The 26,605-nt window shown below is 35.8% G+C and carries 23 protein-coding genes, 2 tRNA genes and 2 riboswitches; of the genes, 16 read left to right on the top strand and 9 right to left on the bottom strand.

Annotation, left to right across the window (positions count from 1 at the left end):
- Positions 1 to 10 precede the first annotated feature (10 nt).
- On the top strand, positions 11 to 553 hold the full coding sequence (locus U5921_RS06280; protein WP_324825607.1) for a flavoprotein: 543 nt from the start codon (positions 11 to 13) through the stop codon (positions 551 to 553).
- A gap of 58 nt (positions 554 to 611) precedes the next feature.
- On the opposite strand, the gene U5921_RS06275 is transcribed toward U5921_RS06280, so the two are convergent.
- From U5921_RS06275 to U5921_RS06260, 4 genes are all read right to left on the bottom strand, one after another.
- Positions 612 to 914: a hypothetical protein gene (locus tag U5921_RS06275; protein WP_324825606.1), complete on the bottom strand. Its 303-nt coding sequence runs from the start codon at positions 912 to 914 to the stop codon at positions 612 to 614.
- Positions 915 to 1,092: 178 nt separating this feature from the next.
- A riboswitch (cobalamin riboswitch) is annotated at positions 1,093 to 1,295 on the bottom strand.
- A gap of 40 nt (positions 1,296 to 1,335) precedes the next feature.
- Positions 1,336 to 2,592, bottom strand: a complete 1,257-nt coding sequence (locus tag U5921_RS06270; protein ID WP_324825605.1) for a hemolysin family protein — start codon at positions 2,590 to 2,592, stop codon at positions 1,336 to 1,338.
- A 269-nt stretch (positions 2,593 to 2,861) separates the two neighbouring features.
- On the bottom strand, positions 2,862 to 3,356 hold the full coding sequence (locus U5921_RS06265; RefSeq protein ID WP_324825604.1) for a hypothetical protein: 495 nt from the start codon (positions 3,354 to 3,356) through the stop codon (positions 2,862 to 2,864).
- Between the two features lie 48 nt (positions 3,357 to 3,404).
- Positions 3,405 to 3,767 (bottom strand): hypothetical protein, encoded by a 363-nt coding sequence (locus tag U5921_RS06260; RefSeq protein WP_324825603.1) that lies wholly within the window; start codon positions 3,765 to 3,767, stop codon positions 3,405 to 3,407.
- Between the two features lie 199 nt (positions 3,768 to 3,966).
- On the opposite strand from U5921_RS06260, the gene U5921_RS16205 reads away from it, so the two are divergent.
- Positions 3,967 to 4,713 carry a BclA C-terminal domain-containing protein gene (locus tag U5921_RS16205; protein ID WP_417765045.1) on the top strand — a complete coding sequence of 249 codons (747 nt, stop codon included), beginning with the start codon at positions 3,967 to 3,969 and terminating at the stop codon, positions 4,711 to 4,713.
- Positions 4,714 to 5,064: 351 nt separating this feature from the next.
- Here U5921_RS16205 and U5921_RS06255 read toward each other — a convergent pair whose 3' ends face one another.
- Both U5921_RS06255 and U5921_RS06250 read right to left on the bottom strand, forming a co-directional pair.
- Positions 5,065 to 5,376 carry a hypothetical protein gene (locus U5921_RS06255; protein ID WP_324825602.1) on the bottom strand — a complete coding sequence of 104 codons (312 nt, stop codon included), beginning with the start codon at positions 5,374 to 5,376 and terminating at the stop codon, positions 5,065 to 5,067.
- 99 nt (positions 5,377 to 5,475) lie between these two features.
- Positions 5,476 to 5,552: transfer RNA gene (locus U5921_RS06250), tRNA-Pro, on the bottom strand.
- Between the two features lie 236 nt (positions 5,553 to 5,788).
- Between U5921_RS06250 and U5921_RS06245 the strand changes: the two genes are divergently transcribed.
- Positions 5,789 to 7,276 carry an alanine/glycine:cation symporter family protein gene (locus U5921_RS06245; protein WP_324825601.1) on the top strand — a complete coding sequence of 496 codons (1,488 nt, stop codon included), beginning with the start codon at positions 5,789 to 5,791 and terminating at the stop codon, positions 7,274 to 7,276.
- Between the two features lie 157 nt (positions 7,277 to 7,433).
- On the opposite strand, the gene U5921_RS06240 is transcribed toward U5921_RS06245, so the two are convergent.
- Complete coding sequence (locus U5921_RS06240; RefSeq protein WP_324825600.1) at positions 7,434 to 8,348, bottom strand: LysR family transcriptional regulator; 915 nt, start codon at positions 8,346 to 8,348, stop codon at positions 7,434 to 7,436.
- A 126-nt stretch (positions 8,349 to 8,474) separates the two neighbouring features.
- A riboswitch (cobalamin riboswitch) is annotated at positions 8,475 to 8,663 on the top strand.
- 168 nt (positions 8,664 to 8,831) lie between these two features.
- Here U5921_RS06240 and U5921_RS06235 point away from each other — a divergent pair.
- The 7 genes from U5921_RS06235 (at position 8,832) to U5921_RS06205 (ending at position 14,790) form a co-directional block, all read left to right on the top strand.
- Entirely contained in the window at positions 8,832 to 9,683 is an 852-nt protein-coding gene (locus U5921_RS06235; protein WP_324825599.1) for a nitrogenase iron protein NifH, read from the top strand.
- On the top strand, positions 9,680 to 10,189 hold the full coding sequence (locus tag U5921_RS06230; RefSeq protein ID WP_324825598.1) for a hypothetical protein: 510 nt from the start codon (positions 9,680 to 9,682) through the stop codon (positions 10,187 to 10,189). Before U5921_RS06235 ends, U5921_RS06230 begins: the two co-directional genes overlap by 4 nt.
- On the top strand, positions 10,182 to 11,258 hold the full coding sequence (locus tag U5921_RS06225; protein ID WP_324825597.1) for a nitrogenase component 1: 1,077 nt from the start codon (positions 10,182 to 10,184) through the stop codon (positions 11,256 to 11,258). The genes U5921_RS06230 and U5921_RS06225 overlap by 8 nt, the downstream gene beginning before the upstream one ends.
- A gap of 18 nt (positions 11,259 to 11,276) precedes the next feature.
- Positions 11,277 to 12,362: an ABC transporter substrate-binding protein gene (locus U5921_RS06220; protein WP_324825596.1), complete on the top strand. Its 1,086-nt coding sequence runs from the start codon at positions 11,277 to 11,279 to the stop codon at positions 12,360 to 12,362.
- Positions 12,363 to 12,381: 19 nt separating this feature from the next.
- A complete protein-coding gene (locus U5921_RS06215) occupies positions 12,382 to 13,413 on the top strand; it encodes an iron ABC transporter permease (protein ID WP_324825595.1) in 1,032 nt (343 codons plus the stop codon).
- Positions 13,404 to 14,177: an ABC transporter ATP-binding protein gene (locus tag U5921_RS06210; protein WP_324825594.1), complete on the top strand. Its 774-nt coding sequence runs from the start codon at positions 13,404 to 13,406 to the stop codon at positions 14,175 to 14,177. The genes U5921_RS06215 and U5921_RS06210 overlap by 10 nt, the downstream gene beginning before the upstream one ends.
- Positions 14,178 to 14,577: 400 nt before the next feature.
- Entirely contained in the window at positions 14,578 to 14,790 is a 213-nt protein-coding gene (locus U5921_RS06205) for a cold-shock protein (protein WP_324825593.1), read from the top strand.
- 259 nt (positions 14,791 to 15,049) lie between these two features.
- Here the strand turns inward: U5921_RS06205 and U5921_RS06200 are convergent, their stop codons facing one another.
- A complete protein-coding gene (locus U5921_RS06200; RefSeq protein ID WP_324825964.1) occupies positions 15,050 to 15,799 on the bottom strand; it encodes a manganese efflux pump MntP family protein in 750 nt (249 codons plus the stop codon).
- A gap of 139 nt (positions 15,800 to 15,938) precedes the next feature.
- Here U5921_RS06200 and U5921_RS06195 point away from each other — a divergent pair, with 139 nt between their 5' ends.
- Positions 15,939 to 17,363 carry a YfcC family protein gene (locus U5921_RS06195; RefSeq protein ID WP_324825592.1) on the top strand — a complete coding sequence of 475 codons (1,425 nt, stop codon included), beginning with the start codon at positions 15,939 to 15,941 and terminating at the stop codon, positions 17,361 to 17,363.
- Between the two features lie 12 nt (positions 17,364 to 17,375).
- A complete protein-coding gene (locus tag U5921_RS06190) occupies positions 17,376 to 18,569 on the top strand; it encodes an amidohydrolase (protein ID WP_324825591.1) in 1,194 nt (397 codons plus the stop codon).
- Between the two features lie 308 nt (positions 18,570 to 18,877).
- Here U5921_RS06190 and U5921_RS06185 read toward each other — a convergent pair.
- Positions 18,878 to 18,953, bottom strand: a tRNA-Lys gene (locus U5921_RS06185).
- Positions 18,954 to 19,267: 314 nt separating this feature from the next.
- On the opposite strand from U5921_RS06185, the gene U5921_RS06180 reads away from it, so the two are divergent.
- The 4 genes from U5921_RS06180 to U5921_RS06165 all read left to right on the top strand — a co-directional run bounded on the left by U5921_RS06180 (position 19,268) and on the right by U5921_RS06165 (position 26,480).
- Positions 19,268 to 19,474, top strand: coding sequence for a hypothetical protein (locus U5921_RS06180; RefSeq protein ID WP_324825590.1), 207 nt, complete (start codon positions 19,268 to 19,270; stop codon positions 19,472 to 19,474).
- Positions 19,475 to 19,716: 242 nt separating this feature from the next.
- Positions 19,717 to 21,846 (top strand): zinc ribbon domain-containing protein, encoded by a 2,130-nt coding sequence (locus U5921_RS06175; RefSeq protein WP_324825589.1) that lies wholly within the window; start codon positions 19,717 to 19,719, stop codon positions 21,844 to 21,846.
- Positions 21,847 to 21,899: 53 nt separating this feature from the next.
- Entirely contained in the window at positions 21,900 to 23,549 is a 1,650-nt protein-coding gene (locus U5921_RS06170) for a phosphoenolpyruvate carboxykinase (ATP) (RefSeq protein WP_324825588.1), read from the top strand.
- 21 nt (positions 23,550 to 23,570) lie between these two features.
- A complete protein-coding gene (locus tag U5921_RS06165; RefSeq protein ID WP_324825587.1) occupies positions 23,571 to 26,480 on the top strand; it encodes a UPF0182 family protein in 2,910 nt (969 codons plus the stop codon).
- Positions 26,481 to 26,605: the final 125 nt, after the last annotated feature.

The following is a 26,605-nucleotide window of genomic DNA, read 5'->3' as shown; positions in this document are numbered from 1 at the left end:
GGGAACGACCATGAAGCATGTACTTTTGGGAGTGACCGGAAGCATTGCTGCATATAAAGCTGCGGATGCTGCGAATCAGCTTACAAAGGATGGATACAGCGTTGATGTGATTATGACAGAAAGTGCAGTGAAGTTCATTACGCCGCTGACCTTTCAATCTTTGACAAAAAGAAAGGTTTACACTGATATGTTTGAGGAAATTGTCCCGAGTGAAATTAAGCACATTTCCCTTGCGAAGAGAGCGGAAGTATGCGTCATTGCGCCAGCATCTGCAAATATGATTGGAAAGCTTGCGGCAGGAATTGCAGATGACTTTCTTTCTACGGTCATGATGGCTGTGCGGGATAAACCGATTCTGCTTGCTCCTGCGATGAATACAAATATGTATGAAAATCCGATTGTACAGGATAACTTGCAAAAGCTGCAGCGATTTGGTTATCAATTAATTGAACCAAAAGAGGCACTGCTAGCTTGCGGTGATTTGGGGAAAGGTGCAATGGCGGATGTCTCCGTGATCGTTGAAGCAGTAAAAAAAGCAATAATGAGTAAATAAGTAAAAAATCTTGCAATACGGGTCTCTTCATTGCAAGATTTTTTTATATAGAATACTTTTAATGGCCGGATGCAGAAGTCAGAGAAACCCCGGTAAGGCTGCAAACTTCATTTTTATTCAATCCAAATTGAATCAGTTTCTCTGCCATTTCTTCTCTCAATTGCAGACTAGCTTTTTCAGCTCCCTGTTTGATCCCTTGGTGTAAACCCAATTCAATGCCGTCTTTTAAACCTTTATCATACTCGGTATTCATTGAGAAGTTTTGACGCCAGTGATAAACTCTGTCGTTGGAAGCGATTTTTTGAGCTGCCTGTTGCTTTTCCTCACATAGATTTCTTAAATAGTTCATTATATTTATCATTTTTTATACTCCTTTATCTAAGTTATTGCTATGCAGATAGTAATTGTTTCGATATTAATTTAGTTTAAAAATTATTTTTAAACACAAAAAACTATAGCCATAAAATAGCTACAGTCCGCATTTACTGTCTATAAAACCATAAAAAGAAATGTTTCAAACAACTGCTGAATATCCCGTCAGGCTGTTTCTTATTTTATGCAGGTCTTCTGGCTCATGAATCAAGGCCTGTTTCCTCCTTCCCAAAGCATGGCTTCAGTGGATACTCTGTCATTGCAGTGTATGGAAAAGGCTCATCATTTACAGCGGCGGGACCGCACAGGCGTTAAACCTGTTTCCCTCTTAGCCGATTCTTTCATCGGAACATAAAATAGTTATTTAACTTTTAAATTCATAGTAGCAGTTTTTTTTAGCGGCGTCAAGTTCAATCCTTTAAAATTAAATCAATTTCTTTTGGTAAAACGGTAACCATGATCTGTGTTGCTCTTTTACCGTTTGCAGAAATTACAGTTGTACGTAAATTTTCAAAATCAAAGGAATCATCTTCAACAGGGATGCGTCCAAGCTGTTTAATAATCCAGCCATTCACTGTAGCGGCATCCGGTTCTTCTTGATCGATATTAAGAAGTCGAAACATTTTATCAAGGCTTGCACTGCCATTTATCCGGTATTCATGCTCTGAAATTTGTTCAAATTCTTTGACTACTTCATCATGCTCGTCCCAAATTTCACCGACTAATTCTTCAATAATATCTTCTAAAGTAACGATCCCAAGCGTTCCGCCGTATTCGTCGGTCACGAAAGCTAGATGAGACTTGCTTTCCTGAATCAAGCGCATTAATTTCGGTATTTTAATGCTATCCGGTACAAAGAGAGGGCGTTTTATAAGTTCTGATATGGTACAGCTCGGATTGTTATATAAGTCTTTAAGGTGGATCACGCCGATAATGCTGTCAATATTATTTCGGTAGACGGGAAGCCTTGAGAGGCCGCTCTCTATAAAAATATCTCGAATTTGATTTTCACTTGTTTTTTCCTCTACAGCAACCATTTTGGTACGAGGAGTAAAAACATCGATCACGTCTAAATCATTGAACTCTATTGCACTTCGAATCAGATCTCCTTCATCTTGCTGAATTCCTCCGTCTTGCGTTGCTGTTTCCACAATGGTGATTAATTCCGCCTCAGTAATTGCTTTACTATCTCGTACTTTAATAAGTTGAGACAGAAGCCGTTTCCACAGTATGAATATTCGATTAAGAGGCATGAGAAATACAGATAGAATTTTAAGAAAAGGCGCAGAAAACATTGCAAAGCTTTCAGGTGCTTCTTTTGCAAGACTCTTTGGTGAAATTTCACCGAATATCAGCACTAAAACTGTCATTACGATGGTTGAAATCGTAACCCCCGCATCACCGAAATATGATACAAACAAAACGGTAGATAAAGATGCAGATGCAATATTTACAATATTATTTCCAATTAATATGGTAGATAAAATCTTATCATAATCTTTCGCAAGTTCCAGCACCAGTGATGCTTTCTTATTTCCTTTGCTTGCTTTATTTTTCAATCGAATTTTACTCATAGATGAAAATGCTGTCTCTGTTGCGGAAAAATATGATGACATTAAAATCATACAGGCTAAAATAATAATGGGAATAAAACTGTTATCGTTCATTTTTTTATCAGTCCTCCTAATTAGACTAAATTACTTACTGTATTTTATAGTATTGACAATTTTTAAAAAAACCAAAAAAGCATCCCCTTGTCCCGCTAGAGAGAAAGGTATGCTTTCATCATTTGGTGTTTTGCCGTATCGAGTAATGCTTCCGTCGTACGGTTGTTGTCATTTTTCATAATATTCGAAACCTCTTTGGGATGAAATAATTGCTACCAATTATATATAAAGTAATAGGAGAAATCAAGATAATTCACCTGAATTTCGTATTACCTAGAGGAAGTTTCAAAGCTATGAGGGATTTCTAAAAAATCCAAGCTGCGTGCGGCATCCGCTTTTGACCGATAGAATGTGACATCGTGATTGAAGATATTGTGTGTTTTCCAGTCCTCTTCTGATGGAAGAAGACCCAAAAATGCTTTTAAGTTGTCTGCAACGAAAAAACAATTTTTATTTTTATCGATATAGCAAATAGGAGAGTCAGATTCCATATCTGTTATTTGGCCAATTGTGCCGAATAACCCGCCTAAGCTGTCTTGTGCAAAAATATCAATATGAGGTACGGTATAAAAATCAATTTCAGGAATGTTATCGTCAAATATAAATCTTAAATCATACGTATCAGCATACCTTTTGTATTCTGCATTTTTATCTTTCGCACTCATGGAGTAGAGTGTCGTGCCTGCTGGAATGAGTTCTGCATCTACTCCGTAGATTCCAATACCCCCTCTGTTCTCAAGCCTGTCTAGATATATTCTTTTCATAGTTTATCCTTAACTCTTCTTTCTGTTTCGAACCGTAAAGCGGACTACCTATAATCTTTGCGTAAGCAACTGTACTCTGTAAGTTAAAGTGTATTTGTTTTCAACAGATTTTATATCTACAGTAATTTCATCACCCACAGTGAAATCTTCATAGGTCAAAGTCTGTACTTCACTGGTCTGGTTGTTTGCATATATATAATAAATTTCTGGATTTTCGCAGCTGACGTAACACTTGTCACCTAATATACTGTTTTTGTCTAAGCTTTTCACTACAAAACCTTTTAATTCAGTATTGATTTCTAAGATTTCAACATTCACGCCTATATGAGTCGCTCTCTTATCATTGCTGCATGCTGCTAATCCAGTGACGAATAAAGCAATGGCTATCGAGAGAAATAATACTCTCTTCATAATTTGAACTCCTTTACCATGAAATACATGAAATAAATAGTATCAATTCAATTTTATCATACATAAAGGAAAAAATCATGCAAATCAGCATACATGATTTTTTAATCTGATTCCCAAGATATCACATAATCATGTGATTAGACATATACTAAAATGGGGCATCATAAGGTGTGCCTATACAGAATGGAGATTAATATAAATGGATTATAGATGTAAAAAATGCAACGCTTGCTATGGAAGCTGTTGTTGCAATGCGGGCTATTACTGTTGCGTAGAAGGTCCGCCAGGTCCTCGAGGACGCCAGGGCGTCACAGGTCCCATAGGACCCATAGGGCCCCAGGGTGTCGCAGGTGAGCCTGGTCCAGCAGGTCCTCAGGGAGCCCAAGGTGTCGCAGGTGAGCCTGGTCCAGCAGGTCCTCAGGGAGCCCAAGGTGTCGCAGGTGAGCCTGGTCCAGCAGGTCCTCAGGGAGCCCAAGGTATCGCAGGTGAGCCTGGTCCGACAGGCGAGCAAGGCCCAATTGCACCCAGTGTAACAAGCACTTTTGCATTTGCAGGAATAAATGTGGGTGCTAATAATATTATACTCGACACGTCGTTGCCTAGAGCTGTCATTGCATTGCCTGATTTCCAATTTTTTTCTAATATTACAAAAAATTCAGACAACACTATTTATACGATTTCTGAAGCTGGTGTATACCAAGTTTCATACCGAATTAACGTGACAGGTAGCATCCAAATTCTTAATACTGCGATAACAGCAAACGGAACAATCTATCAACCCTCTATAGCATTTCCATCTAATGGACCTTTATTTATCACAACATTCATTGCACAGTTTTCCGCCAATACAGAACTATCTCTTGTAGTGTATAACTATATACCGAATGCCAATGTTTTTCAGCAGCGCAACAGCGTAAATACGTTATCTATAATACGCATAGCGTAAACACCCTGGTACGAGGATGATTTTGTTTCATGTCTGTAGTGATGCGATTTTTACGTTAAAAATTTTGTTTGATTTTTAACGAAAGGAGGGCCTATCTTGGTCCTCCTTTTTGTACTATTATGAATTAATTAAATAAAATAATCAATAACAATATAAACTTTAATTTTCGTGTCGCATTTCGTGTCACATTTGTTTGTAAATGGCATCATTTTTATGCAATATATTACAATTTTAGCTTAAATATTTCAAAGTATAAAATCAACGCAATCGTTGAAAATAAAAGAGAATCGCTGTTTTCAACGGTTCTCTTTCTGTGTCATTAGGTCAAAATAGATGCATGTGAGATTATGCTTATTTTGTTCTATGCGCAAGCTTAGAGACGACCAATCTAACCCAATCTAAAATTGCGCCATAAACAAGAAAAGAAAAGATACATGCTATGTACCAATAAATCGAAATTGATCCCATAATTGTTCTGCATGGTAATTGCATACCCGAATTCATAAAAGCCAAACCATTATCAGTACGAGAAATTGCAGATAGGATGGGATTTAAGCCTATTAAAACAATACTTTTCGGGTCTCGCCCAATTTGATGCATGTAAATCTCAGATAATGCTATCAAAAAAAACCAAAATATAAAAGATTTAATGACTTTTTTCATACAGATGCCTCGTTTAATTAAATTACCTTCAGTATAAGTATAACATTAAAAATTAGGACAAAACTGATGTTTACTTATATCAATTTTGTCCTAATCTCCTGGTCGAGGCAGCAGGATTCGAACCTGTGGCCTTTGCGTCCCGAACGCAACGCTCTACCAAGCTGAGCTATGCCTCGCCAACTAATAATACATTATATACCTGTTTGATTAAAAATAAAAGAGGGCAGGTTAATTTTTTATAGCAAAGGAAAAGGTTCAAAATAAACCAATTCTTTTTCAGGACAGTTGATGTGTTTTAAATATTTCAAATATTCTGTATTATTTTTGATTTTTTTTGATGAAAAACGATTCGAGTAATTTATAATGCAAAAAGTCGTGATCACAACAAAAAAGATTTAAAGGAGGAAAAGGAATGGACTTATTAACGATAACTGGAAAGTTAAGCGGCTACTTGTGGGGAACGATATTCATCGCACTATGTATGGGCGTCGGTATTTATTTTTCTATTTTTATGAAGTTTCCACAGATTCGTTTAATTAAAGACATGATTTACCAGCTCTTTCAAGGGAAAAGCTCTGAAAGTGGAATATCATCTTTTCAAGGCTTTGCGATGGCTCTTGGAGGGCGTATTGGTGTCGGAAACATTGCTGGTGTGGCGACTGCTATTTGCTTCGGTGGACCGGGAGCCGTTTTTTGGATGTGGGTCATTGCATTTTTAGGAGCAGGTGCTGCATTCGCAGAATCCACATTAGCTCAGGTTTGGAAAGAAGAAATTGGAGGTGAGTACCGAGGCGGTCCGGCTTATTACATTCAAAAAGGAACCGGATTAAAATTCTTTGCTGTATTGTTTGCAATTGCCGCCATCATAGCAAATGGATTTACAGGGCCAACTATTCAGGCCTTTAACATTGCAGATTCCGTAAAAAATGCGTTTGGTGTTGATCCTTTGATTACTGGAATTTGTGTGGCTGCTATATTTTCCATCATTGTCTTTGGAGGAGTGAAACGAATTGGAAAATTTGTGGAACTTGTCGTTCCATTCATGGCAGCTTTGTATATTCTACTGACAGTGGTGATCTTAGCTGTAAATTACCAGCAGATACCGTCTATGTTTGCTTTGATTTTCAAAAGTGCATTTAATGCGGAAGCAGCCTTTGGCGGAGTATTCGGCGGAACCATCATGTGGGGTGTAAAAAGAGGAGTTTATTCCAGTGAGGCGGGCATGGGAAGCGGTGCGCAAGCTGCAGCAGCGGCCGAAGTTTCTCATCCTGCAAAGCAGGGATTGGCGCAATCCTTCTCTGTTTATGTCGATACACTGTTTGTATGTACTGCAACTGCCCTGATGATTCTATCTACCGGACAATACAACGTAGTTGATATGGATAATAACTTTGTTATTCATAACCTCCCAAGTATCGAAGCAGGAACCGGTTATACACAAGCAGCCATTGATACCCTGGTTCCGGGGTTTGGCTCTGCATTCATTGCCCTTGCGATTTTCTTCTTCGCATTTACTACACTTCTATCTTTTAGTTTCTACACAGAATCCAATGTTGCCTATTTATTTAAAGAAAACCGATATTTAAAATACATTTCATTTATAATGAAGCTTATGCTAATAGGAATGATTATTTTCGGAAGCGTGAAGAGTGCCGCAGTTGCCTGGAATATGGCAGATATTGGGGTCGGATTGTCAGCTTGGTTGAATCTAATTGCCTTAATTCTGCTAAGAAAGCCTGTATTGAAAGTTTTAAAGGATTACGAAAAGCAAAAATCAAATGGATTAGATCCAGTTTTTAATCCAAATGACTGTGGTATTCAAGGTGCCGATTTGTGGCTGGAAATTGCAGAAAAGAAGTATTCGCATTTAAATGAAACGGCAAATAAAAAGGCCGGATGATGAACTTACCATCAATCTATGATTCATTCATAAATTTATCATAATGAAAAAGAAAGTCGAAGACCTCCCGTGTCTTCGACTTTCTGCTATAAATAAAATATATTTTTTCATATGTCTTTCTTTCATTAGTGAAAGCTGTTGTTATAAGGGCACCTTATTATAATTTGGCAATCGTCTTTACATCAGATTCTAAATATCTTAAATATTGTTTGGATAATTTGCTTAGAGGTTGAGAAATCAAAGAAATATATCCAAGATGCAATGGCTCAGGAAAATTCTTTAAAGGTATGGCTAAAATCTCTCCCAAGCCTTTATGAAATATATCAGCATTGCTATTTGTTAAATCCGGGCCAATGCTAAAGCAATTGCAGTTGCGGACAAGTGCAATTTTAGTACATCGATCACTTACATGTATGTTTCTATTTAATAGTTTATAGAAAAGTATTTCCTCTGTAAAATGAGAGAGATCAATCTTTTGATCATATGTAACGAAGGGATATGGTTCTAAATCCTCCAAAGAAATGCTTTTTTTTGTAGCAAGGGGGTGTAAGGAGTTAATAAAAACGTATGGTTTTAATTGACTGATTTCATTAAAGCATAAATTATAGCTCACAAGAACCTTTTTTATAGAGCTAATATATGAATTGTGAATAGAAAGGATGCCAAGCTCACTTCTATGAGTGGCAACATCGTGTATAACGGAGTAAGTGGGGCATTCCCTAATAGCAATATCATAAGTGTCTAAGTTTAAGTCACTCGTTAATTTTGTAAAGGATCTCACAGCAAAAGGAAGTCGTTGTGTTGATACCGAGAATCTCATAGGAAGGTATTTTCTAGATTGATAGCGTTGCTCTAATTGCTCAGACTGATAAACAATTTCTTTGGCGTATTTTAAATAATCTTCTCCGTCATATGTAAGGGTAACACCTCTATTATTGCGATGAAATAAAATGATACCTAAACTCTCTTCTACTGACTTTATAGCTGTTGACAATGTTGACTGAGAAATAAATAAAGCTTTTGAAGCCTCGGAAAAAGATTGATGTTTAGACGTTTCTATAATATATTTCATGGATTGTAACCTCATAAAAATGCGCCCTCCTATTTCCTTTAGTATAGTCATACGCAAATTATATTATCAAAAAAATTGATGGCGGGCAATAGGAAATATCTATGGAAAGATAGATTGTATCTTGTCACACCTCATGATATAATTAAAAAAAATATAGGAAGTTATTACATGGAAATCGGTTAAAGTCCGATGCGGTACCGCCACTGTAAGGAGGAGCCACTGCAAAAAGACATAAACACTGGAATTTAGTTCTGGGAAGTTGTTGCAGCGTGCGCAGAGTCCAAGCCAGGATACTTTAATGACTTTAGATTAACCACCTAACGGATTATTAGGAAAGTTTAATTTTGATTTGTTTTATAATTCTATATATTGAATATATATTAAATATATATTCATGTTAAGAATATGAGATAAGAAACTCCTATCCGAGAGGTATGGGGTTTTTTTATTTTATTAATATATGAAAGAGTTAGGAATATAAAAATGAACAAACGATGCATAAGAATTGCCCTTTATGGGAAAGGGGGTATAGGAAAATCTACGGTGGCTTCAAATGTTTCAGCGGCATTTGGAGATATGGGATTACGCGTTTTACACATAGGATGCGACCCAAAAGCTGATTCCACAAGAAACCTTATTGGATTTAAGATCCCGACAGTTTTAGATGTCTTATCGGAGAAGAGTCAAGTACAAAGAAAAGATATTTTATTTACAGGCTTTAAGGGGATTTCATGCATTGAAGCAGGGGGACCCAAACCTGGAACCGGTTGCGCAGGAATGGGAATATCTATTATGGCAGATGAGCTAGAACGGCTTGGAATTTTAGAAGAAAATTGGGATGTAATTATTTACGATGTCTTAGGAGACGTGGTATGCGGAGGATTCTCTATTCCTATGAGAAAACATTTTGTGGATCAGGTTTATATAGTCAGTTCGTCGGAATTGATGTCGTTATATGCAGCTAATAATATTATGAAAGGATTACAGAACTGTTCTTCAAATAAACAGTTACTCTGTGGAATGATTCACAATAGGTGTAGCGGAGACGAAAGCAACAGGCAAATGAATGATTTTGCCAGAAAAACAAATACGACTATTATTCACGCAATTAAGCAAAGCAATGAAATAAGAAAGGCAGAATGTCAAAGAAAAACTGTTATAGAGGCTTATTTTGAAAGTGAGTCCAGGAATGAATTCTTACAATTAGCTCAAAAACTTTTAAAAAACAAAAGCTCTACTATACCAAAAACTCTTGAAGATGAAGAAATCGATAGAATCGGGCTAAATCTCATGTATGTGAAAATGCAAAGACTTATTGAAGAGGACAGGCTATGAGTAGAAATAATATCAAATTAATGTGCATGGCAGAGTCTGAAATCAGTAATCTCAATTACTTATTGAGTATTCCAGGGGCAGTCGTTTTAGCTGTTGGCCCTCCTTCCTGTGTCAGACAGCTTTATTTTGCTGCACAGAGCCAAAATCAACAAGATAACTTTTATATGTATGTAGAAGATGAAAAAAAGTTGACTATGGGGATGCATTTGCAAGACGTAAAAAAAGTTATAGATAAACTGCTTATAGATGAGCCTAAAATTTTAATTTGCTATTTATCTTGCCTTGACTTATTAATAGGTTCGGATTTTGACAATATCATTGAAGAATTGCAGCAAGATACGAAAACTTATGTGATCCAATTTAAAAGAGGACCATTGGAAAAAAGAAAAATAAAACCGAAAGCAAAAATTAGATCAATATTATCTGATTTAATTAATCAAAAATTTTTTTCTTTAGAAGAAGAGAAATTAGTAGTAGATATATTGGAGGAGCTTGAAAATGAGTAAAAATTTTTTGCATAGATTACCTCCAATTGCAGCAGACTTCTCTGGCGCATGTTCAACTTTAGTTGATTGGAATGTAGAAGTTCTATTATTATCTCCGGGAAGCTGTGGAAAAGTTGTTTCTCAGGTTGATGAATCTCGTTTGAATGTTAATTTTTTAGAGACTGAATTTAATGATCTTGATATAGCTAGAGGAATCAATGACCTTCTTGTTGACGAAATAAATAATGCAAGAAATAAAGAAAAAAAGTTAGTAATATTGGGAACTCCGGTTACGGCTTTTTTAGGAATAGATTACAAAATCATTGAGGAGAACGTTGAAAATTGTATAACGATTCCGATGAATGGATTCCATACATACAAGTATGGTGTTTCAAAAACCCTTTTTATCGTAGGGAAACAAATTTTAGATTTGGGAAATAGAGTAGCAGATCATATTAACATAGTAGGGTATACTCCATTAAACTTGGCTTCTTTGGATTTGCTTAATGAGCATATAAAAATACTTGAGGCGTTAGGCTTTAAAAGCTCCGTTATTGGAAGACAAGGAAGTTCCTTTGGGGAGACTCTAAATTGGGTAGTGTCTGAGGAAGGAATTGAGCTTGCCAGATGGATGGAGGATCAATATAAAATACCTTATATAGTGGGACTTCCCGTTGGGAGACAAAGCACATATAAATGGCTTAATGAATTAGAAAAAATTTTAAATAAAGATGTTACAGAAATAAAAAAGAACTACATAGCTAATATAACAAATAATATTTGTTTCAACAAAAAAGTTGTCGTTATTGGAGAACAATTTATTTCCAATGAAATTGCAACTTGCTTAAAAGAAGATTTTGGATGCAAACTGATTGAAAGCATCCCCTATAATGATGAAATCAAAATTGAAAAGGCAGCGAAATGGGCAGATATTTGCATATGTGATTCAATTTATAAGCCTTTTTTCTTAAATAGTAAAGTAAAATTCATACAAGTACCTTATATAGCATTAAGCGGAAAATATAACAAATCAAATTGCAAATTACTTGGAAACGAAGGTTATAAATATTTATTGAGATATTTAAAATAAAGTTGAGGAGGAATTTAGATGAAGAAAGGTTTCGGAAAAGTATTTTTAGTATTTTTAAGTATTTGTTTAATTCTAGGATTAAATGGGTGTGGAAACAAGAGTAAAACTTCAGAGCAAGGTCAAACAACACGTGTAATTGTAGACGCAGCGGGGAATCATGTGGAAGTTCCTATAGAAGTTAAAAAAATAGGTGTCCTTCCTATTCCTTGGGCATCGGTTATTTATTGTATAGATAACTCTTCAGAACGTTTGGAAACGATTCATCCGTCTGCTATGCAAGCTTATAAAGGACATTTTTTAGAAAGCATGGATCCCGAATATGGGAATATTTCGACTACATGCATCGGGAGTGACTTTTCCATAAATATGGAGGAAGCCGTAAAGATTGGCGTGGAAGTTATGATAATTTGGGACTATCAAACTGATGAAGCAGAGCAGCTTAAGTCACTTGGGATTGCCCCGATAATGATTAAGAATGAAACAATTGATGAATTGCAGGAAAGCATGAAAATCATTGGACAGTTACTTGGTAAGGAAGAACGTGCTCGGCAATTTATAGATTCTTATAGCGAGACTTACAGTTTTATGGAATTAAAGCAGGGAAATGTTGATGTAGCAGATAAGCCAAGGGTTTTATATTTAAGGAATCCACAATTAAAGATTCAGGGAAATGATAATTTCATGAAAAAAGTTATGGAATTGGCAGGTGCAGATAATGTAGCCTCGGAAGCGAACAATACTGTAACAATGGAGGAAATATTAGAGTGGGATCCAGAAGTTATTTTCTTGAGTAATTTTGATGAATTTGTACCAGAAGATTTATACCAAAATAAAATTTCTGGACAAGATTGGAGCAATGTTTCGGCAGTTAAAAATAAGAGAGTTTATAAAACACCATTAGGAATTTATAGATGGGATGCTCCGGGTGTGGAAACTCCATTGATGATGAGATGGATGGCACAAATGTTACAGCCTGATATTTTTTATGACTATGATTTTGAAAATGAGTTGACTACATATTATAAAGATTATTTTGACTACAAACTATCACAGGATAATATTGACTTGATTATGAGTAAGGAAGCAAATAAGTTAAGCAAATAAGACCGGAAAGGATTAATACATGAATAAAGAAAAGGGAAAATGGTCTTATTCACGACTACTACTAACACTAATTGCTATTTTGGGAATAACTGCGATTCTATCTGTTGGTAGCGGAAGATATTATATTACACCAGCAGAAGTAATAAGCATATTCCTGTCTAAGGTTATCCCTATTCAACAAACATGGGCTGATCAGGCTGAAAGTGTTATTTTTACATTGAGACTTCCAAGAATTATAGCTGCTGCTTTAGTAGGAGGAGCACTTTCTTTATCGGGAGCAACTTACCAGGGGGTTTTTAAAAACCCCCTGGTAGCACCGGATATTTTAGGCGTATCAGCGGGTGCGTGTATTGGGGCCTCTTGCGCAATATTGGCAGGGGCAGGGAATTGGATTATCCAAATATGTGCCTTTATAGGGGGATTTTTAGCTGTTGCACTTACAACTAGTATACCTAGAATTTTAAAGAACAAGTCCATGATGATGCTTGTACTTTCAGGTATTATTGTTGGAGGAATGATGAGCTCAACCCTGGGCTTAATTAAATATGTTGCTGATCCAGATACACAACTGGCGTCTATCGTGTATTGGCAGTTAGGAAGTTTAGCGCAGGTTACGTTAAAAGATATATACATTATAGCCCCTATCACTATAATAGCGGGAGGGGTTTTATATTTACTTAGGTGGAGAATTAACATTTTATCGTTGGGAGAAAGAGAGGCAAAGACTTTAGGGGTCGACATTTCATTCTTAAGGGGAATCTTAGTAATTTGTGCAACTCTTCTGACCGCTAGTTCAGTTTGTATAAGTGGAACAATCGGATGGATCGGTCTAGCTCTTCCCCATTTAGGAAGAATGATTACAGGTCCGAATAATGTGAAGTTAATCCCAGTATCTTGCATATTAGGATCGATTTTTTTGATGATAATTGACACGATAGCAAGGGTTTCAAGTAGCTCTGAAATCCCATTGGGAATTTTGACGGGTATGATTGGGGCGCCTTTTTACTTTTATTTATTATTAAGACAAAGGAAGAATTTACAATGGTACTAGAAGTTAAAAGCTTAGAATTTGCTTATGAAAAACAAACAAAGATTTTTTCTGATGTTAACTTTAAAGTAGAAAAGGGCAATGTTATGACCATATTAGGGCCAAATGGTGCCGGTAAATCAACGTTATTAAATTGCATTACGAGTTTACTAAAGCCGACAAAAGGAACTATCTTGCTTAAAAACACACCTATGTATGAAATGGAATTAAGCCAAGCAGCAAAAATCATCGCTTATGTACCACAAGTACATATTCCGACGTATGAATATACTGCACGCGAATTTATTGTAATGGGACGTGCTCCACATTTAGGTTTATTTCAAAAACCATCTAAAAGGGATTATGAAATTGCAGATTATGCGTTGGTGCAGTTAGATGCCATTGGATTAGCAGATAAGTGTTATACAAAATTAAGCGGAGGAGAGCGTCAATTGGTAACCATTGCCCGTGCTATTGCACAGGAGCCCGAATTGATTATTTTAGATGAACCTACAGCACATCTAGATTATGGAAATCAGGTTAGAGCTATTAGGCTGATAAAAAAATTGGCGAAGCAAGGCTATGGCATAATTATGACGACGCACACACCGGACCATGCAATTCTTGCAGGAGGACAAGTGGGGGTTCTTGATTACGACGGTCATTTGACCGTTGGGACGACTGAAGATGCCATTAATGAAAATCTGTTGAGACATATATACAGAACGGATGTAAGAATAATTTATATTGAGGAGCTTGGAAGAAATGTATGTGTTAGCGGTATTTGAAATGAAAGAATGAAAGGGGAAGTGTAAAAATTTAATGCTTTCTGCTCAAAACTCGTATGGGCATTGAAAAATAAAAAAGAACTGATTTTTTAGGGTCATTCCAAGTTCTATGTAAACTCTCTGTGAATGAATAACCCTCAGTTTCTGCGGTTTTGGCTTCATTTCTTGGTTACGTCTAAATATTCTATCTGGGTTTGTTTTTTTGATGGATAAATTTTAACTAAAAAATAGAATAAAAAAGCTTGATTAAAAGAAAATGTTGTGGTACTATAAATAAGTATTCTAAATGCACAAGTGAGTCACATATTTTTGTAAGTCATTTGCTCGTTGGTCAAATGGTTTACAAAAATATGTGTTTTTTTTGTTCCGGAATATAATAAAAATGAAGGAGGTACCATAGATGAATACTGGTACTGTAAAATGGTTTAATGCGGATAAAGGATTTGGTTTTATTTCAAATGATGATGGGAGCGATGATGTATTTGTACATTTCTCCGCAATCATGTCTGATGGCTTTAAAACTTTAAATGAAGGTCAGAAAGTTACATTTGACACAGAGCAAGACTCAAGAGACAGCAGAAAAATTCGTGCAGTCAATGTACATGTTGCGTAGCAACTAATGTTAAAAAGTGCCCGCTCATATTGTGAGCGGGCGTTTTTTATTTCTTGATCAAATTTATTTTAGTTTCTTTACCGATGGCTTTATCGTAGAAATGTTGTTTTGAGCGGATGCAATTTTTTACGACTATTCCGTATCATTGAACAAAAAGGACGATTCAAGAAGCCTACTTAGATAAAAGAAATAATTAATTAATTACATAAAAGCCTTAAGAGAAAGGACTGACACAATTTTTATCGTGTACAGTCCTTTTTTAAATAAAAATTTCTAGAAGTCCTAAAAGGATGATGATTAAGCCGGATATCGGCTCTGCATACTTCCCGATCATGTGTGCCATATGCCCATTCCCTATTTTATTTCCAAGGTATAAAAGGGAAAAGCTGCATAAAAAGGAAGCAAAAGAGGTGAACAGCAGATTGAGTCCTGTAATGCTCGCACCTACACCTAAACCCATATTATTAATCGAAAGCGCAATTCCTAAAACAATTAATTCTTTTTGATTTAGGATGGATTGCTGCTTTTTTTTCTGTATGGCTTTTTTTTCTGCAATATTTAGAGTCATATCAATTGTATCATCAGATTTTTTCAATTTTTTTTGACGCATATCTTTTATATGATGCCATAAAAAAGAAAGAAAATAGTAGAGTCCCATGCAGATAATAAGGCTGCCACCTAACAGACCGGCAATTTTTAGAGGAATGAGGTACAAGAGACTTTTACCGAAAGCCATAGATAAAACCGTTCCGATAAATGTAATAAAACTGACTATTAAAGTATCTCTATAGGTAACATGTATGTTTTTTATTCCATATGCCATGCCGACAGCAAAGCAATCTATATTGGAGGAAAGTGCAAATAAAATTATAGAAAAAAAATGCATGATTGATCTCCTTTTTTTAAATTCTTTTACACGGTATTCAGTATATTTACAAAGCTTATTTTTGCTACTCGCAACAGAGGAAGAATAGGAGGTTTCTACTACATGTTTTTGTAATAGGTGGATAATAAAAAGCAGCTGATAATTAGAAAAAAGCTTATCCTTTGTTTAAAGTACAATAAAGCCACACTGTAAGAAATATGCATAAATTACGGCTGTGAAAGTATTCATAAAGTAGAAATTATTTAAAAAAGGAGGAAGCAAAATGAAAGATGCAGTGCACTCGAAAGTGAAAGAACAAAAAGAATTTCCACATATACTAGTTATATTACTGGTGGTTTTAGCAATTTCTGCGATTTGTACATGGATTGTTCCTGCCGGAACATATGATCGTATGATGGATGAAGCAAGCGGCAAAATGATTATTGATCCAGATAGCTTTCAATATTTAGATCAAACACCCGTTGGGTTGTTCCAAATGTTTGTCTGCTTGGAAGAAGGCTTGATTCAGGCAGCTAATATTACATTCCTGATTTTCTGCGCATTTTCCAGTTTATACTTGTTAGAAAAAACAGGTGCGATTGATGCGGCAATTGCTTTAATGGTAAGAAAAACACAAAAGCATCCTCGGTATGCAACGGGAATTATCGTAATTGTTATGATTATTTTATCAATTTGGGGTTCGACTGGAACGATGTCCTATGAAGAAATCATTGCATTCATTCCCATTTTTGTGGCAGTGAGTATGGCGCTGGGTTATGATGCGATGGTTGGTGTAGCAATTTCAGTTGTGCCGGTCGGCGTTGGTTTTGCAGCGGCTACGGTAAACCCTTTTACAGTAGGAGTTGCACAAACAATTGCAGAGCTTCCGATGTTTTCAGGATTGGGATATCGAGTTTTAATTCTTGCAGTTATGACCTTGTATACGATTATTTATGTTTTGTTGTATGCAGCAAAAATAAAAAAAGACCCGATGAAAAGCTTGACTTATCACATTGATTATTCTGATATGAAAGTGGATGAGAAACGCTTAAATACGCCAATGACAGCTGCACGAAAAGCGTCGCTTTTGACCTTGCTGATCAGTGTTGCTGCAATGGCATGGGGCTTGATTACGCAAGGTTGGTATATCAATCAGGTAGCTGCTATTTTTATGATTATGGCAATTGTAGTGGGGATCATCAATCGATGGAAAGCAAATAAGATTGCGGAAATATTGGTAGATGGTCTGGCAAAGGGCGTACTTTCTGCGATTATTGTCGGTGTGGCAAGAGGTGTTTTGGTCATTTTGACGATGGGAAATATTATAGATACCATTATTCACGGGTGTGTATCTTTAATTGAAAATTTGTCCTTATATGCAAGCTCAATTGGAATGCTTGTATTCCAGACACTGCTTAATTTTCTCGTGCCATCCGGTTCCGGTCAGGCAGCTGTCTCTATGCCAATTATGACACCGATTGCAGATTTAATTGGCATGAATCGCCAAATTGCTGTACTGATTTTCCAATTTGGAGATGGTTTTTCAAATTTGCTTTGGCCGACCAGCTTTATGGTAATTGCGTGTGCGATGGCCAAAATTCCTTTAAATAAATATTATAAGTGGGTGATTCCTTTTCTGGGGATTGGATTTTTAATTCAGATCGCCTTCGTATTTGGTGCAATAGCCATTAATTATGGTTCGATGTAAGGAGGCAGCTTAATGATATTAAAAGAAGTTTTTAAAGCGTTAGATATTCAGATTCAATTTATGAAAGAAGAAATTATTTCTAATCGCAGATATTTTCATATGCATCCTGAAATTGGATTTGATACTCTGAATACAGAAAAGAGGGTAAGAGAGTTTCTGGAAAAAGAAGAAATTGAAGTAATTTCAAGTAAGATTGGTGTAGTTGCGAGGATAAAAGGGAAAGACCACAGCCGTATGATTGCGCTAAGGGCGGATATGGATGCACTTAGCCTACAAGAAGAAAACGAAGTTCCATACAAATCCGTTTGTCCGAATAAAATGCATGCCTGCGGTCATGATGGGCATACGGCAATGCTTTTGGCAGCAGCAAAAATATTACAGTCCATACGCAGTAATTTGTCTGTGGATGTATTGCTGATTTTTCAGCCGGCAGAAGAAGGCCCTAATTTAGGTGGTGCACGCATTATTATGAATGACTTGGAAGAGCAAGGCCTCGCTGATAAGATTTTATATATTTTCGGGCTCCATCTTTTTAATGATTTTGAAACAGGAAAGGTGGGAATTCGGTATGGAAGTCTCATGTCGTCTACCGATGAATTTGACATTAAAATCATTGGAAAAGGTGGGCATGCAGGTCAGCCCCATACAACGGTTGATGCTTTGTCTATTGGAGCAAAATTTGTATCAGCAGTTGAAAGCTTTATGAGTAGAGGGAAAAACCCACTTGATCCGGCAGTCTGCTCTATAGGGATTTTTCACTCTGGCTCAGCCAAGAATATTGTAGCAGAGACTGCTGTTATTTCAGGGACCATTCGCTGTCAAACAGAATCGACACGCGAATCTATACTGGAAAATTTGGAAAAAATTTTAAAGGGAATCTGTGAAGGATTTGGCGCAGATTACCAGATGGAAGTACTGAGAGGCTTACCTGTATTAATCAATGACGAAAATGCAACCGGTTATGCAGAAAATTTGGTACAGCAGGCAGTAGGAGATAAAAATATATTCCACATTATGGAGCCGACAATGGGAGCAGAGGATTTTGCATTTTATGCTCAAAAAATACCGGCCTCCTTCCTATGGATCGGTTCAGGCAATAAGGAAAAAGGATTTATAAACCTCGCGCACCAACCGCGTTTTGATTTTGATGAAGCAGCACTTTTTACAGGTGTAAAAGTGCTTTGCTGCCTTGCAATGGGAGTATAAGAAATTTAAAAATAACATATATAATGTAAATTCTAAATAGACAATTTATAAAAATAATTGAAACGAAAAAACCCACAATTTTAAATAATTGTGGGTTTTTCTTGGCACATGTTTTAATGTGCTTTGGGGACGAAAGGTTTCATAAATTCAATTGTTTTATTGGTTCGATAATACTGCTTGCCAATGCATCTATTTGTGGCAATTGAATTCATTTCGTTTCTTATTTTGGACTATATCATTCTGGATAATAAATGTCAAGTATTGATGGCAAAAAAACCACAGCCGTTAAAAGCTGTGGTTTTTTTTCTTGGTACACCATCACGGGTTCGAACCGTGGACACCCTGATTAAGAGTCAGGTGCTCTACCAGCTGAGCTAATGATGCACATTGCATTGTTTCCGACGCAAGAATTATTTTAGCATTATAAGGAAGGCTTGTCAATTGTTTTTTTATAAAAAATGACATAGTACCATTTAATATAATAACGTGTTTCTTTTATTTTTATACATAAAAAAAATTTAACATAAATATCTTTTCAGTAAAAAACCAATAATAAAAACAGAACTACTATTTATAAAATTTTAAATTAGCTAAATTAACCATTTTTTTAAAAACATACTTTTTTATATTCCGCAATTTCCCTGACATAGTATTCTAAAGTTTGCGCAAAATACTTTGTGTAGAGGAGGGATTTAAAAATGAGAAATGAAACAAACAGATCCAATGAAAGAGAACGTATGAGTGACAGTCGTATGAATGATTACCACATGAATGACACAAGAAGTTCTAATGAAACAAGAAGCACAAATGACACAAGCAGTAAGAAATCTAACAAATCAAAGCGTTCAAATGCTACAAGCAAAATTAGTAACAATGCGAATGATGTTACTAACTGCGGACATTAATTAACCGATCAATGACAAAAAAGAGCGAAAATAATAAGTTTTTTCGCTCTTTTTTGCATTAATATTTTGTTTTGAAAAATAAAATGAAGAGGAAGTATGCATTGCCATTACTAGGTTTGTGTATTATACTATGATTGTATAATTATTTTTAAGAAATTTCCCCGGGAATTTACTTTTCGGATTATCATATCATTCTGACAATAATTAAGAATTTATAATTTTGGAATGGAGGAGCAAAAAGCATGTATTGTAAGATATGCGGAACGGAAATCAATCCTACAGATTTATTTTGCAAAGTTTGCGGAACAAAAATTGAAAAGACAGAACCTCAGGAACAATCTATTGAATCTGCGGAATCAAAGCATGAGGACCATGAGGATTTTACTTGGAATATCTATGAGTTTCCCAAACCGCGGAAGACAGAGAATATTGATTTTCAATGGAATCTAAATGCTCTGGAAGAAAAAGAGAAGGAAATAAATGAAGAAGAACTCTCAAATAATGATAAAGAAATTTCTTTGCAAAGTTTGGATATTAAATTGAAAGATGAAGAAAAGATTGAATGGGAGTTGCCTAAAAAAGAACCGATAAAAGAAGATATTATTGTATCAAGTTTTGAAGATTTGCCAGGTTCTAGATTTAAAAATAAAATTCCAGAAGAAAAAAATCCAGAAGAAAAAAATCCTGAAGAAGCAAATCCAATGGAAATAGAAAATTCCGATGTCAATGATATGGATGATAAATTTTTTACATTCAGTAAAAAAAATGAAGAGTTTCAACAGTTGTTAGACAGAGAATATGAAAAAATTCAAAAAAAGAATTTAGAAAGACCTTCTTTAAAAGAAAGTCAGATATCAACAGTAATGAATGATTTAGATTCTCCAAAACAAGAAATGAGTAAGTCTTTCTTGACGAAAGAAGAAGATATTGATGATACAAAACGGATTGATACAAAAGAAATAAAAAAAATAAGCGATTATAGTGATAAATTATCACCTATTTCTTTCAACCACAGTTTTGAAAATGAAAATATTGAATCTGAGATGGCTGTTAAACTTGCCGCTCATGCCAACCACTTAGAAGAAATGATGGCAGCTCGTGCAAGCTTCTTTGATGAAGTACCTGAAGAAGAAAAAAAAGACAAGCCTCCGATTTTGCATACAGATGGGGATACGCTGGTGGGGCCGAATACAGAAGTTTTAGTAACCGTTGAGGTGAAAGCAAACGGCAAATCGGAAACCGTTACGAGGCAGACTATTTCAATGGACCCAGCTGTTATTTCTGCTGAAGCGAAAAAGGAGGAAGAAAAAGAAGCACTTCCTTTTTCTTTTGACAAAGATAAAAGTTTAAAAGAGAAATTTGTTTCAGAGGATATTTTACATACACAGACAAGTGATGCGGAAATCGTGAATCGAGAAAAGAAAGAAAAGCAAAATAGTGATACCATCGAGGAAAGTGAACAAAAAGAAAAAGCAGAAGAAGAAGGAGACGAAAAAACTCCTGATCTGAAAAATACTTTGTCCCAGGATGATTTGACAAAATTCTGGCAGAAGAACACTTTTGGCATGGAAGAAAAAAAACCAGTCAATAAATTAAAAGTTGCATTAGGAATCATTGCGGTTATTTTAGCAGCTGAAATTGCTACATTAGGTATCCAATATTTTTTTCCAAAAAGCTCAGCAGCAGGAGCGATCAATCATACACAATCTAAAATAATACAAGTCTTTGCGCAGGCAGGTGAAGGCATCGATAAAATATTTAATTTGGATGAAAAGCCAAATGAAAAAGAAGAGGATGATACGTTATCCAATCAACAAGAGAAAAATAATGAAACAGCTGATGAACCGGACCCAAATCCAATGGCTGATAAGAATGCCTTAATTGAAAGTCAGACTAAACGGAATAAAAATATACAGGTCATTGCGGAGTCAGAATCGCGAGTATTTGATTCGTCTCATGATTATGGCATCGAAGATTTAAATAATTCTAAACCAATTGACAATAATATATGGTATACAGATGAATATGGAAATACTTTCTATTACGATCAATCCGTTGTAGGAGCTTTAATTGCATTTAATTCACAATGGATCGATTATGTTAATAATAAAGACAATTCTATTTTAGATTTATTAAAACCAAATAGTAAAGGGTATAATAAAGTAGTGTCATTTACCAAGGCTGGAAAAATCACCGAAGTTTTTGAAAGTTTTTCAATAGGAGACATTCGCCAAGGTTCCACTGGATTCTACGTATTTACAGAAGAATTAATAAAAAAAACGGAGAATGGAAAAAATTATGAGATTCCAAATAAATGGATTTATTATTTAGAACCGATTGATCAAAATATGATGGTAGTAAATTACTTCTAGTTGGATAAAATAATAATAATAGTAAAAGAAAAGGAGCAATAACAGAAACTAAAATGGCAACAAATTCAAATTTTAAACGCAACGAAATCAGTTCACAAAATGTGGCATTTTCTCAATCCAGAACAACGATTGAAACTGCTTTTTACGGAAACAATGTAAGACGTGTTTTTGATTTAAAAGAAGCATATGAATTAGCGAAAGAATCTACTGGTACAATCGTAACGGACATGCCCGTATATGAGCCGGAAAAGTTAGGTCTTCCGGAAGAAGCAAAAGTATTACTGTTTAATGATGGAGAGACGGTAGGAAGATTTGCAGGCGCACGAGTTATCTTAGGCGAAGAGGGTATTCTAGAGGCAGATATTGCTGCCGTATTGAGAGAAGCCGTATATAAAACAAGATATAAAAACATGCTTCACTCAAAAGCATATATCGGATTAAATGAAGATTTTATGGTAAAAGCGAATCTTTTAGTTCCGCAGACATATGAAAATACTTTATATAATTGGCTATTAAATTTTCAATATATGAATCTATTTTACGATCAAATGTATGAAAAATCTAAAGTGATCGACAATGAACCAGATATTTTTATCTTGTCAGACCCGGATTGGAGAGATGAACGTCATCCAAATGGACTTGCTTATTTTGATCCTGAGCATAATTGTGCAGCAATTTTAGGACTTCGATATTTCGGCGAGCATAAAAAAGGAACCTTAACATTAGCGTGGGGGATCGCAAACCGCAATGGCTATGCCGCATGCCACGGCGGGCTGAAGCGCATGATTCGAAAGGATGGGAGAACACATGTTATGGGAGTTTTCGGCCTTTCTGGTTCTGGGAAATCCACACTGACTCATGCAAAACACAATGGGAAATACGAAGTAACAGTATTGCATGACGATGCTTATATCATTTCTACTGAAAATGGTTCAACCGTCGCATTAGAACCATCCTATTTTGATAAGACACAGGATTATCCTTTGACTTCAAAGGATAATAAATTTTTAATTACTATGCAAAATTGCGGGGCGACGATTGATGAAGATGGAAAACTCGTACCTGTGACGGAAGATATTCGAAACGGAAATGGACGAGCAATCAAATCAAAACTCTGGGCAACAAATCGAGTGGACAAATTAGAAGAGCCAATTAATACCATTATTTGGCTTATGAAGGATAATTCTCTGCCACCCGTTTTAAAGCTGGAAGACCCAACATTAGCGTCAGTTATGGGTGCTTGCTTAGCAACAAAGAGAAGCACGGCAGAAAAAATTCTACGAGGTATAGATCGAAATAAATTAGTTTTTGAACCCTATGCAAACCCGTTTCGGACCTATGCATTAAAAGAGGATTACCATAAATTTAAGGCTTTATTTGAAAAAAGAGGAGTTGAATGCTATATTTTGAATACAGGTTACTTCTTAGACAAAAAGATTCCAAAAGAAGTTACGATCAGCATTATTGAAAAAATTGTGGATGAAAATGTTCAAATGAAGCCATTTGGACGCTTTGAGGGAATGTGTACAATGGAAGTAGAAGGCTTTGAACTGAATTTTTCCAGTAGAGCCTACAAAGAGTTGCTGAGAGGAAGTATTGAAAACCGTATTAAATATCTGGATTCATTAAGGGAATTGAAAGGGGGAAGAGATGCGCTTCCGGAGGAAGCAGTTGATTCTTTACAGAAACTATTATTAATGTAATGAAACAAAAGAGGTGATGATTTGAAAAAGAACAGGATGGGACTTGGAATTTTTATTATTATTTTAATGATATTAATTACCGGATTTGGAACCTTAATCCGCTTTGCGGTGGACTATTTATGGTTCAGTGAAATGGGTTATACCAGCGTATTTTTCACGCAATTATTTACACAAATGAAAATAGGTGTTCCTACATTTATTGTCTTAACGATTCTAACGTATTTGTATCTCCAGTCTCTTAAAAAAGGTTATTACAAAAAAGTTAAGATTGGAGGATATACTGCCAAAGAAGAAAAGACGCTCAATCATATTTCATTGGGATTGAGTGCGTTGTTTGGTCTGATTGTTACTCTATCTACAGTTACAAAGCTATGGTTCCAAATTTTGCAGTATCAAAATAGTACGAACTTTGGCTTGGCAGACCCGATTTTTAATCACGATATTTCATTCTATGTTTTTAAAATGGAATTCCTTTCACAGTTAAACCAAATTGCTTTAGGCCTAGTCGTTGCATTTTTCATTGTTACACTGTTATTTTACTTTATTCTTTTAGGAATGCGTAAACCTACAATGTTTGAAGAAGAAGAGCCGCAGCCATTTACACAGGAAGATGATGGGACACGCAGATTCACTGGTAACTTTAACAATTTCGGCCCATTTGGTGATATGTTTGGACAGATGGCCAATGGGAAATTTGGTAATCGGAAAGCAAAAAAGCAATTTGATAAGAATAACTTTAACCAGCTTTTATCTATTGCGTCCAAGCAAATTGCAATTATGGGTGTTGTTTTCTTTCTAATGATAGGTACAAATTTATTCATTAAACAATTTAGCTTGCTGTACTCACAGACTGGTTTACTCTATGGAGCTGGGTTCACAGATATTAACGTAACTCTATGGATTTATCGTGTGCTGATGGGACTTGCGCTGTTTGCAGCAATATTCTTTGTTATCGGACTGAGAAAACGAAGTTATAAGACCATGCTTTCTGTACCGGTTCTCATGATTTTAATTTCAATTGGCGGTACGGTTGCAGCAGGTTTGGTGCAAAGTTTGATCGTTTCTCCGGACGAAATCAGTAAGGAAAGTAAATATCTGGAGAATAATATTGCATTTACGCAAAAAGCATACGATTTACAAGACATTGAAATTAAAAATTTCCCAGCAACGAATACTTTGACAAAGGATGATATCCTAAATAACATGGGGACAATTTCAAATATTCGAATTAATGACTTTACCCCTGTAGAGCAATTTTATAATCAAACACAAAGTATTCGATCTTATTATACGTTTAACGATGTTGATGTAGATCGTTATATGGTAAATGGAGAGTATACACAAACATTTTTGTCAGCGCGTGAGATTGATGAATCTAAAATTACAGAACAGTGGTTGACAAGGCATATAAAATATACCCATGGTTATGGCATTACGTTATCCCGCGTTGATAAAGTAACGGCCAGTGGGCAGCCTGATATGATGATTAACAGCATTCCTCCGGTTTCAGAGATCGAAGAAATTAATATTGCAAGACCGGAAATCTATTTTGGTGAAAAAACAAATAATTATATCATTACAAATACAACAGAAAAGGAATTTGATTATCCATCCGGTACAAAAAATAAATATACTACCTATGAGGGGAATGCGGGAATTAAATTAAATATGCTCAATCGCATTTTATTTGCAATACGGGAGCAAAACTTGAAGATATTAGTTTCGGGCAACATTGACAGTAATTCAAAGGTTATCATTAATCGAAACATTAAGGAACGTGTTCAAAAAATTGCACCATTCCTTGCGTATGATAAAGACCCTTACATCGTAACTGTGGATGGGAGGCTCTATTGGATTTTAGATGCATACACAGCAAGTCAATATTACCCATATTCTGAACCGTTTTCTGAAGATTCTAAGGCGAATTACATCCGGAACTCTGTTAAAGTGGTAGTGGATGCTTATAATGGAGATGCGACCTTCTATCTTGTGGATGATAAGGACCCAATTGCAAACACTTTAGCTAAGATCTATCCGAAGCTGTTTAAGGACTTTAGCCAGATGCCAGAAAGCTTACAGTCCCATATTCGATATCCGAATTTCTTGTTCAATATACAGGCAAACGTCTATAAAAAATATCATATGAGTGACGTCAATGTCTTTTATCAAAGTGAAGACTTGTGGGCGATTGCAAATGAGGTATTCGGAACCGAAGAAATTGCTATGGAGCCAACCTATTATGTTATGAAGATGCCAGGTGAAGAGAATGTTGAGTTTATTAACTCTATCCCATATACACCGAATGGAAAACAAAACATGACAGGGCTGCTGGTTGCTAGGAATGACGGAGAGTATTACGGAGACCTGGTTTTGTATCAATTGCCGAAGGATCGTGTTATTTACGGACCGCGTCAAATTGAAGCGCAGATTGACCAAGATACTACAATTTCAAAAGAATTTTCTTTGTGGAGTACAGCAGGTTCCAAATACAGCCGTGGTAATATGTTTGTAATACCAATTGAGAATTCGATCATGTATGTAGAACCGGTTTATTTGGAAGCTTCCAATAATAGTTTGCCGGAAGTAAAACGTGTGATTGTCTACTACGGAGACCGCATTGCTTATGAACCGACATTGGCGCAAGCATTGGATAAGATGTTTGGAGAAGGAGCAGGAGCGCCTTTGAATTCCGCTAAACCGAGCTCGGAAGGAACCGATAGCAGCAGCGGCGTAGACAGCAATGTTCTATCGAATACAGAGCTTGCAATTTATGCAAATGATGCCTTTAATAATGCACTTGCCGCACAGAAAAATGGTGATTGGGGAGCATACGGTGAATATTTAAAGGAATTAGAAAAATATCTGACATTACTCAATCCGACTGGAGAAACAGCAGAACAAGCACAGAAGAATGATTCAACGATTGATTAATTTCGAAAAAACAGTAAAAGGACAAAAGCACTGGTTTCTACAGTGCTTTTATCTTATACAAAAGACTTATGATGAATTAGATTTTTCATATAAAAAGCTTGGCAAGAACTGTGTTTTCAAGGTAT

The sequence above is a fragment of the Sinanaerobacter sp. ZZT-01 genome (genome assembly GCF_035621135.1).
Classification (GTDB): Bacteria; Bacillota; Clostridia; order Peptostreptococcales; family Anaerovoracaceae; genus IOR16.
This window is presented reverse-complemented; position numbering and strand designations above follow the sequence as displayed.

Bases quoted from the DNA above. Each gene is read 5' to 3' on its own strand.
- U5921_RS06180 (WP_324825590.1), top strand. From the start codon at position 19,268: ATGAGAAATGAAACAAACAGATCCAATGAAAGAGAACGTATGAGTGAC.
- U5921_RS06195 (WP_324825592.1), top strand. From the start codon at position 15,939: ATGAAAGATGCAGTGCACTCGAAAGTGAAAGAACAAAAAGAATTTCCA.
- U5921_RS06190 (WP_324825591.1), top strand. From the start codon at position 17,376: ATGATATTAAAAGAAGTTTTTAAAGCGTTAGATATTCAGATTCAATTT.
- U5921_RS06270 (WP_324825605.1), bottom strand. From the start codon at position 2,592: ATGAACGATAACAGTTTTATTCCCATTATTATTTTAGCCTGTATGATT.
- U5921_RS06225 (WP_324825597.1), top strand. From the start codon at position 10,182: ATGAGTAAAAATTTTTTGCATAGATTACCTCCAATTGCAGCAGACTTC.
- U5921_RS06235 (WP_324825599.1), top strand. From the start codon at position 8,832: ATGAACAAACGATGCATAAGAATTGCCCTTTATGGGAAAGGGGGTATA.
- U5921_RS06245 (WP_324825601.1), top strand. From the start codon at position 5,789: ATGGACTTATTAACGATAACTGGAAAGTTAAGCGGCTACTTGTGGGGA.
- U5921_RS06170 (WP_324825588.1), top strand. From the start codon at position 21,900: ATGGCAACAAATTCAAATTTTAAACGCAACGAAATCAGTTCACAAAAT.
- U5921_RS06230 (WP_324825598.1), top strand. From the start codon at position 9,680: ATGAGTAGAAATAATATCAAATTAATGTGCATGGCAGAGTCTGAAATC.
- U5921_RS06260 (WP_324825603.1), bottom strand. From the start codon at position 3,767: ATGAAGAGAGTATTATTTCTCTCGATAGCCATTGCTTTATTCGTCACT.
- U5921_RS16205 (WP_417765045.1), top strand. From the start codon at position 3,967: ATGGATTATAGATGTAAAAAATGCAACGCTTGCTATGGAAGCTGTTGT.
- U5921_RS06275 (WP_324825606.1), bottom strand. From the start codon at position 914: ATGATAAATATAATGAACTATTTAAGAAATCTATGTGAGGAAAAGCAA.
- U5921_RS06215 (WP_324825595.1), top strand. From the start codon at position 12,382: ATGAATAAAGAAAAGGGAAAATGGTCTTATTCACGACTACTACTAACA.
- U5921_RS06175 (WP_324825589.1), top strand. From the start codon at position 19,717: ATGTATTGTAAGATATGCGGAACGGAAATCAATCCTACAGATTTATTT.
- U5921_RS06265 (WP_324825604.1), bottom strand. From the start codon at position 3,356: ATGAAAAGAATATATCTAGACAGGCTTGAGAACAGAGGGGGTATTGGA.
- U5921_RS06205 (WP_324825593.1), top strand. From the start codon at position 14,578: ATGAATACTGGTACTGTAAAATGGTTTAATGCGGATAAAGGATTTGGT.
- U5921_RS06240 (WP_324825600.1), bottom strand. From the start codon at position 8,348: ATGAAATATATTATAGAAACGTCTAAACATCAATCTTTTTCCGAGGCT.
- U5921_RS06210 (WP_324825594.1), top strand. From the start codon at position 13,404: ATGGTACTAGAAGTTAAAAGCTTAGAATTTGCTTATGAAAAACAAACA.
- U5921_RS06220 (WP_324825596.1), top strand. From the start codon at position 11,277: ATGAAGAAAGGTTTCGGAAAAGTATTTTTAGTATTTTTAAGTATTTGT.
- U5921_RS06280 (WP_324825607.1), top strand. From the start codon at position 11: ATGAAGCATGTACTTTTGGGAGTGACCGGAAGCATTGCTGCATATAAA.
- U5921_RS06255 (WP_324825602.1), bottom strand. From the start codon at position 5,376: ATGAAAAAAGTCATTAAATCTTTTATATTTTGGTTTTTTTTGATAGCA.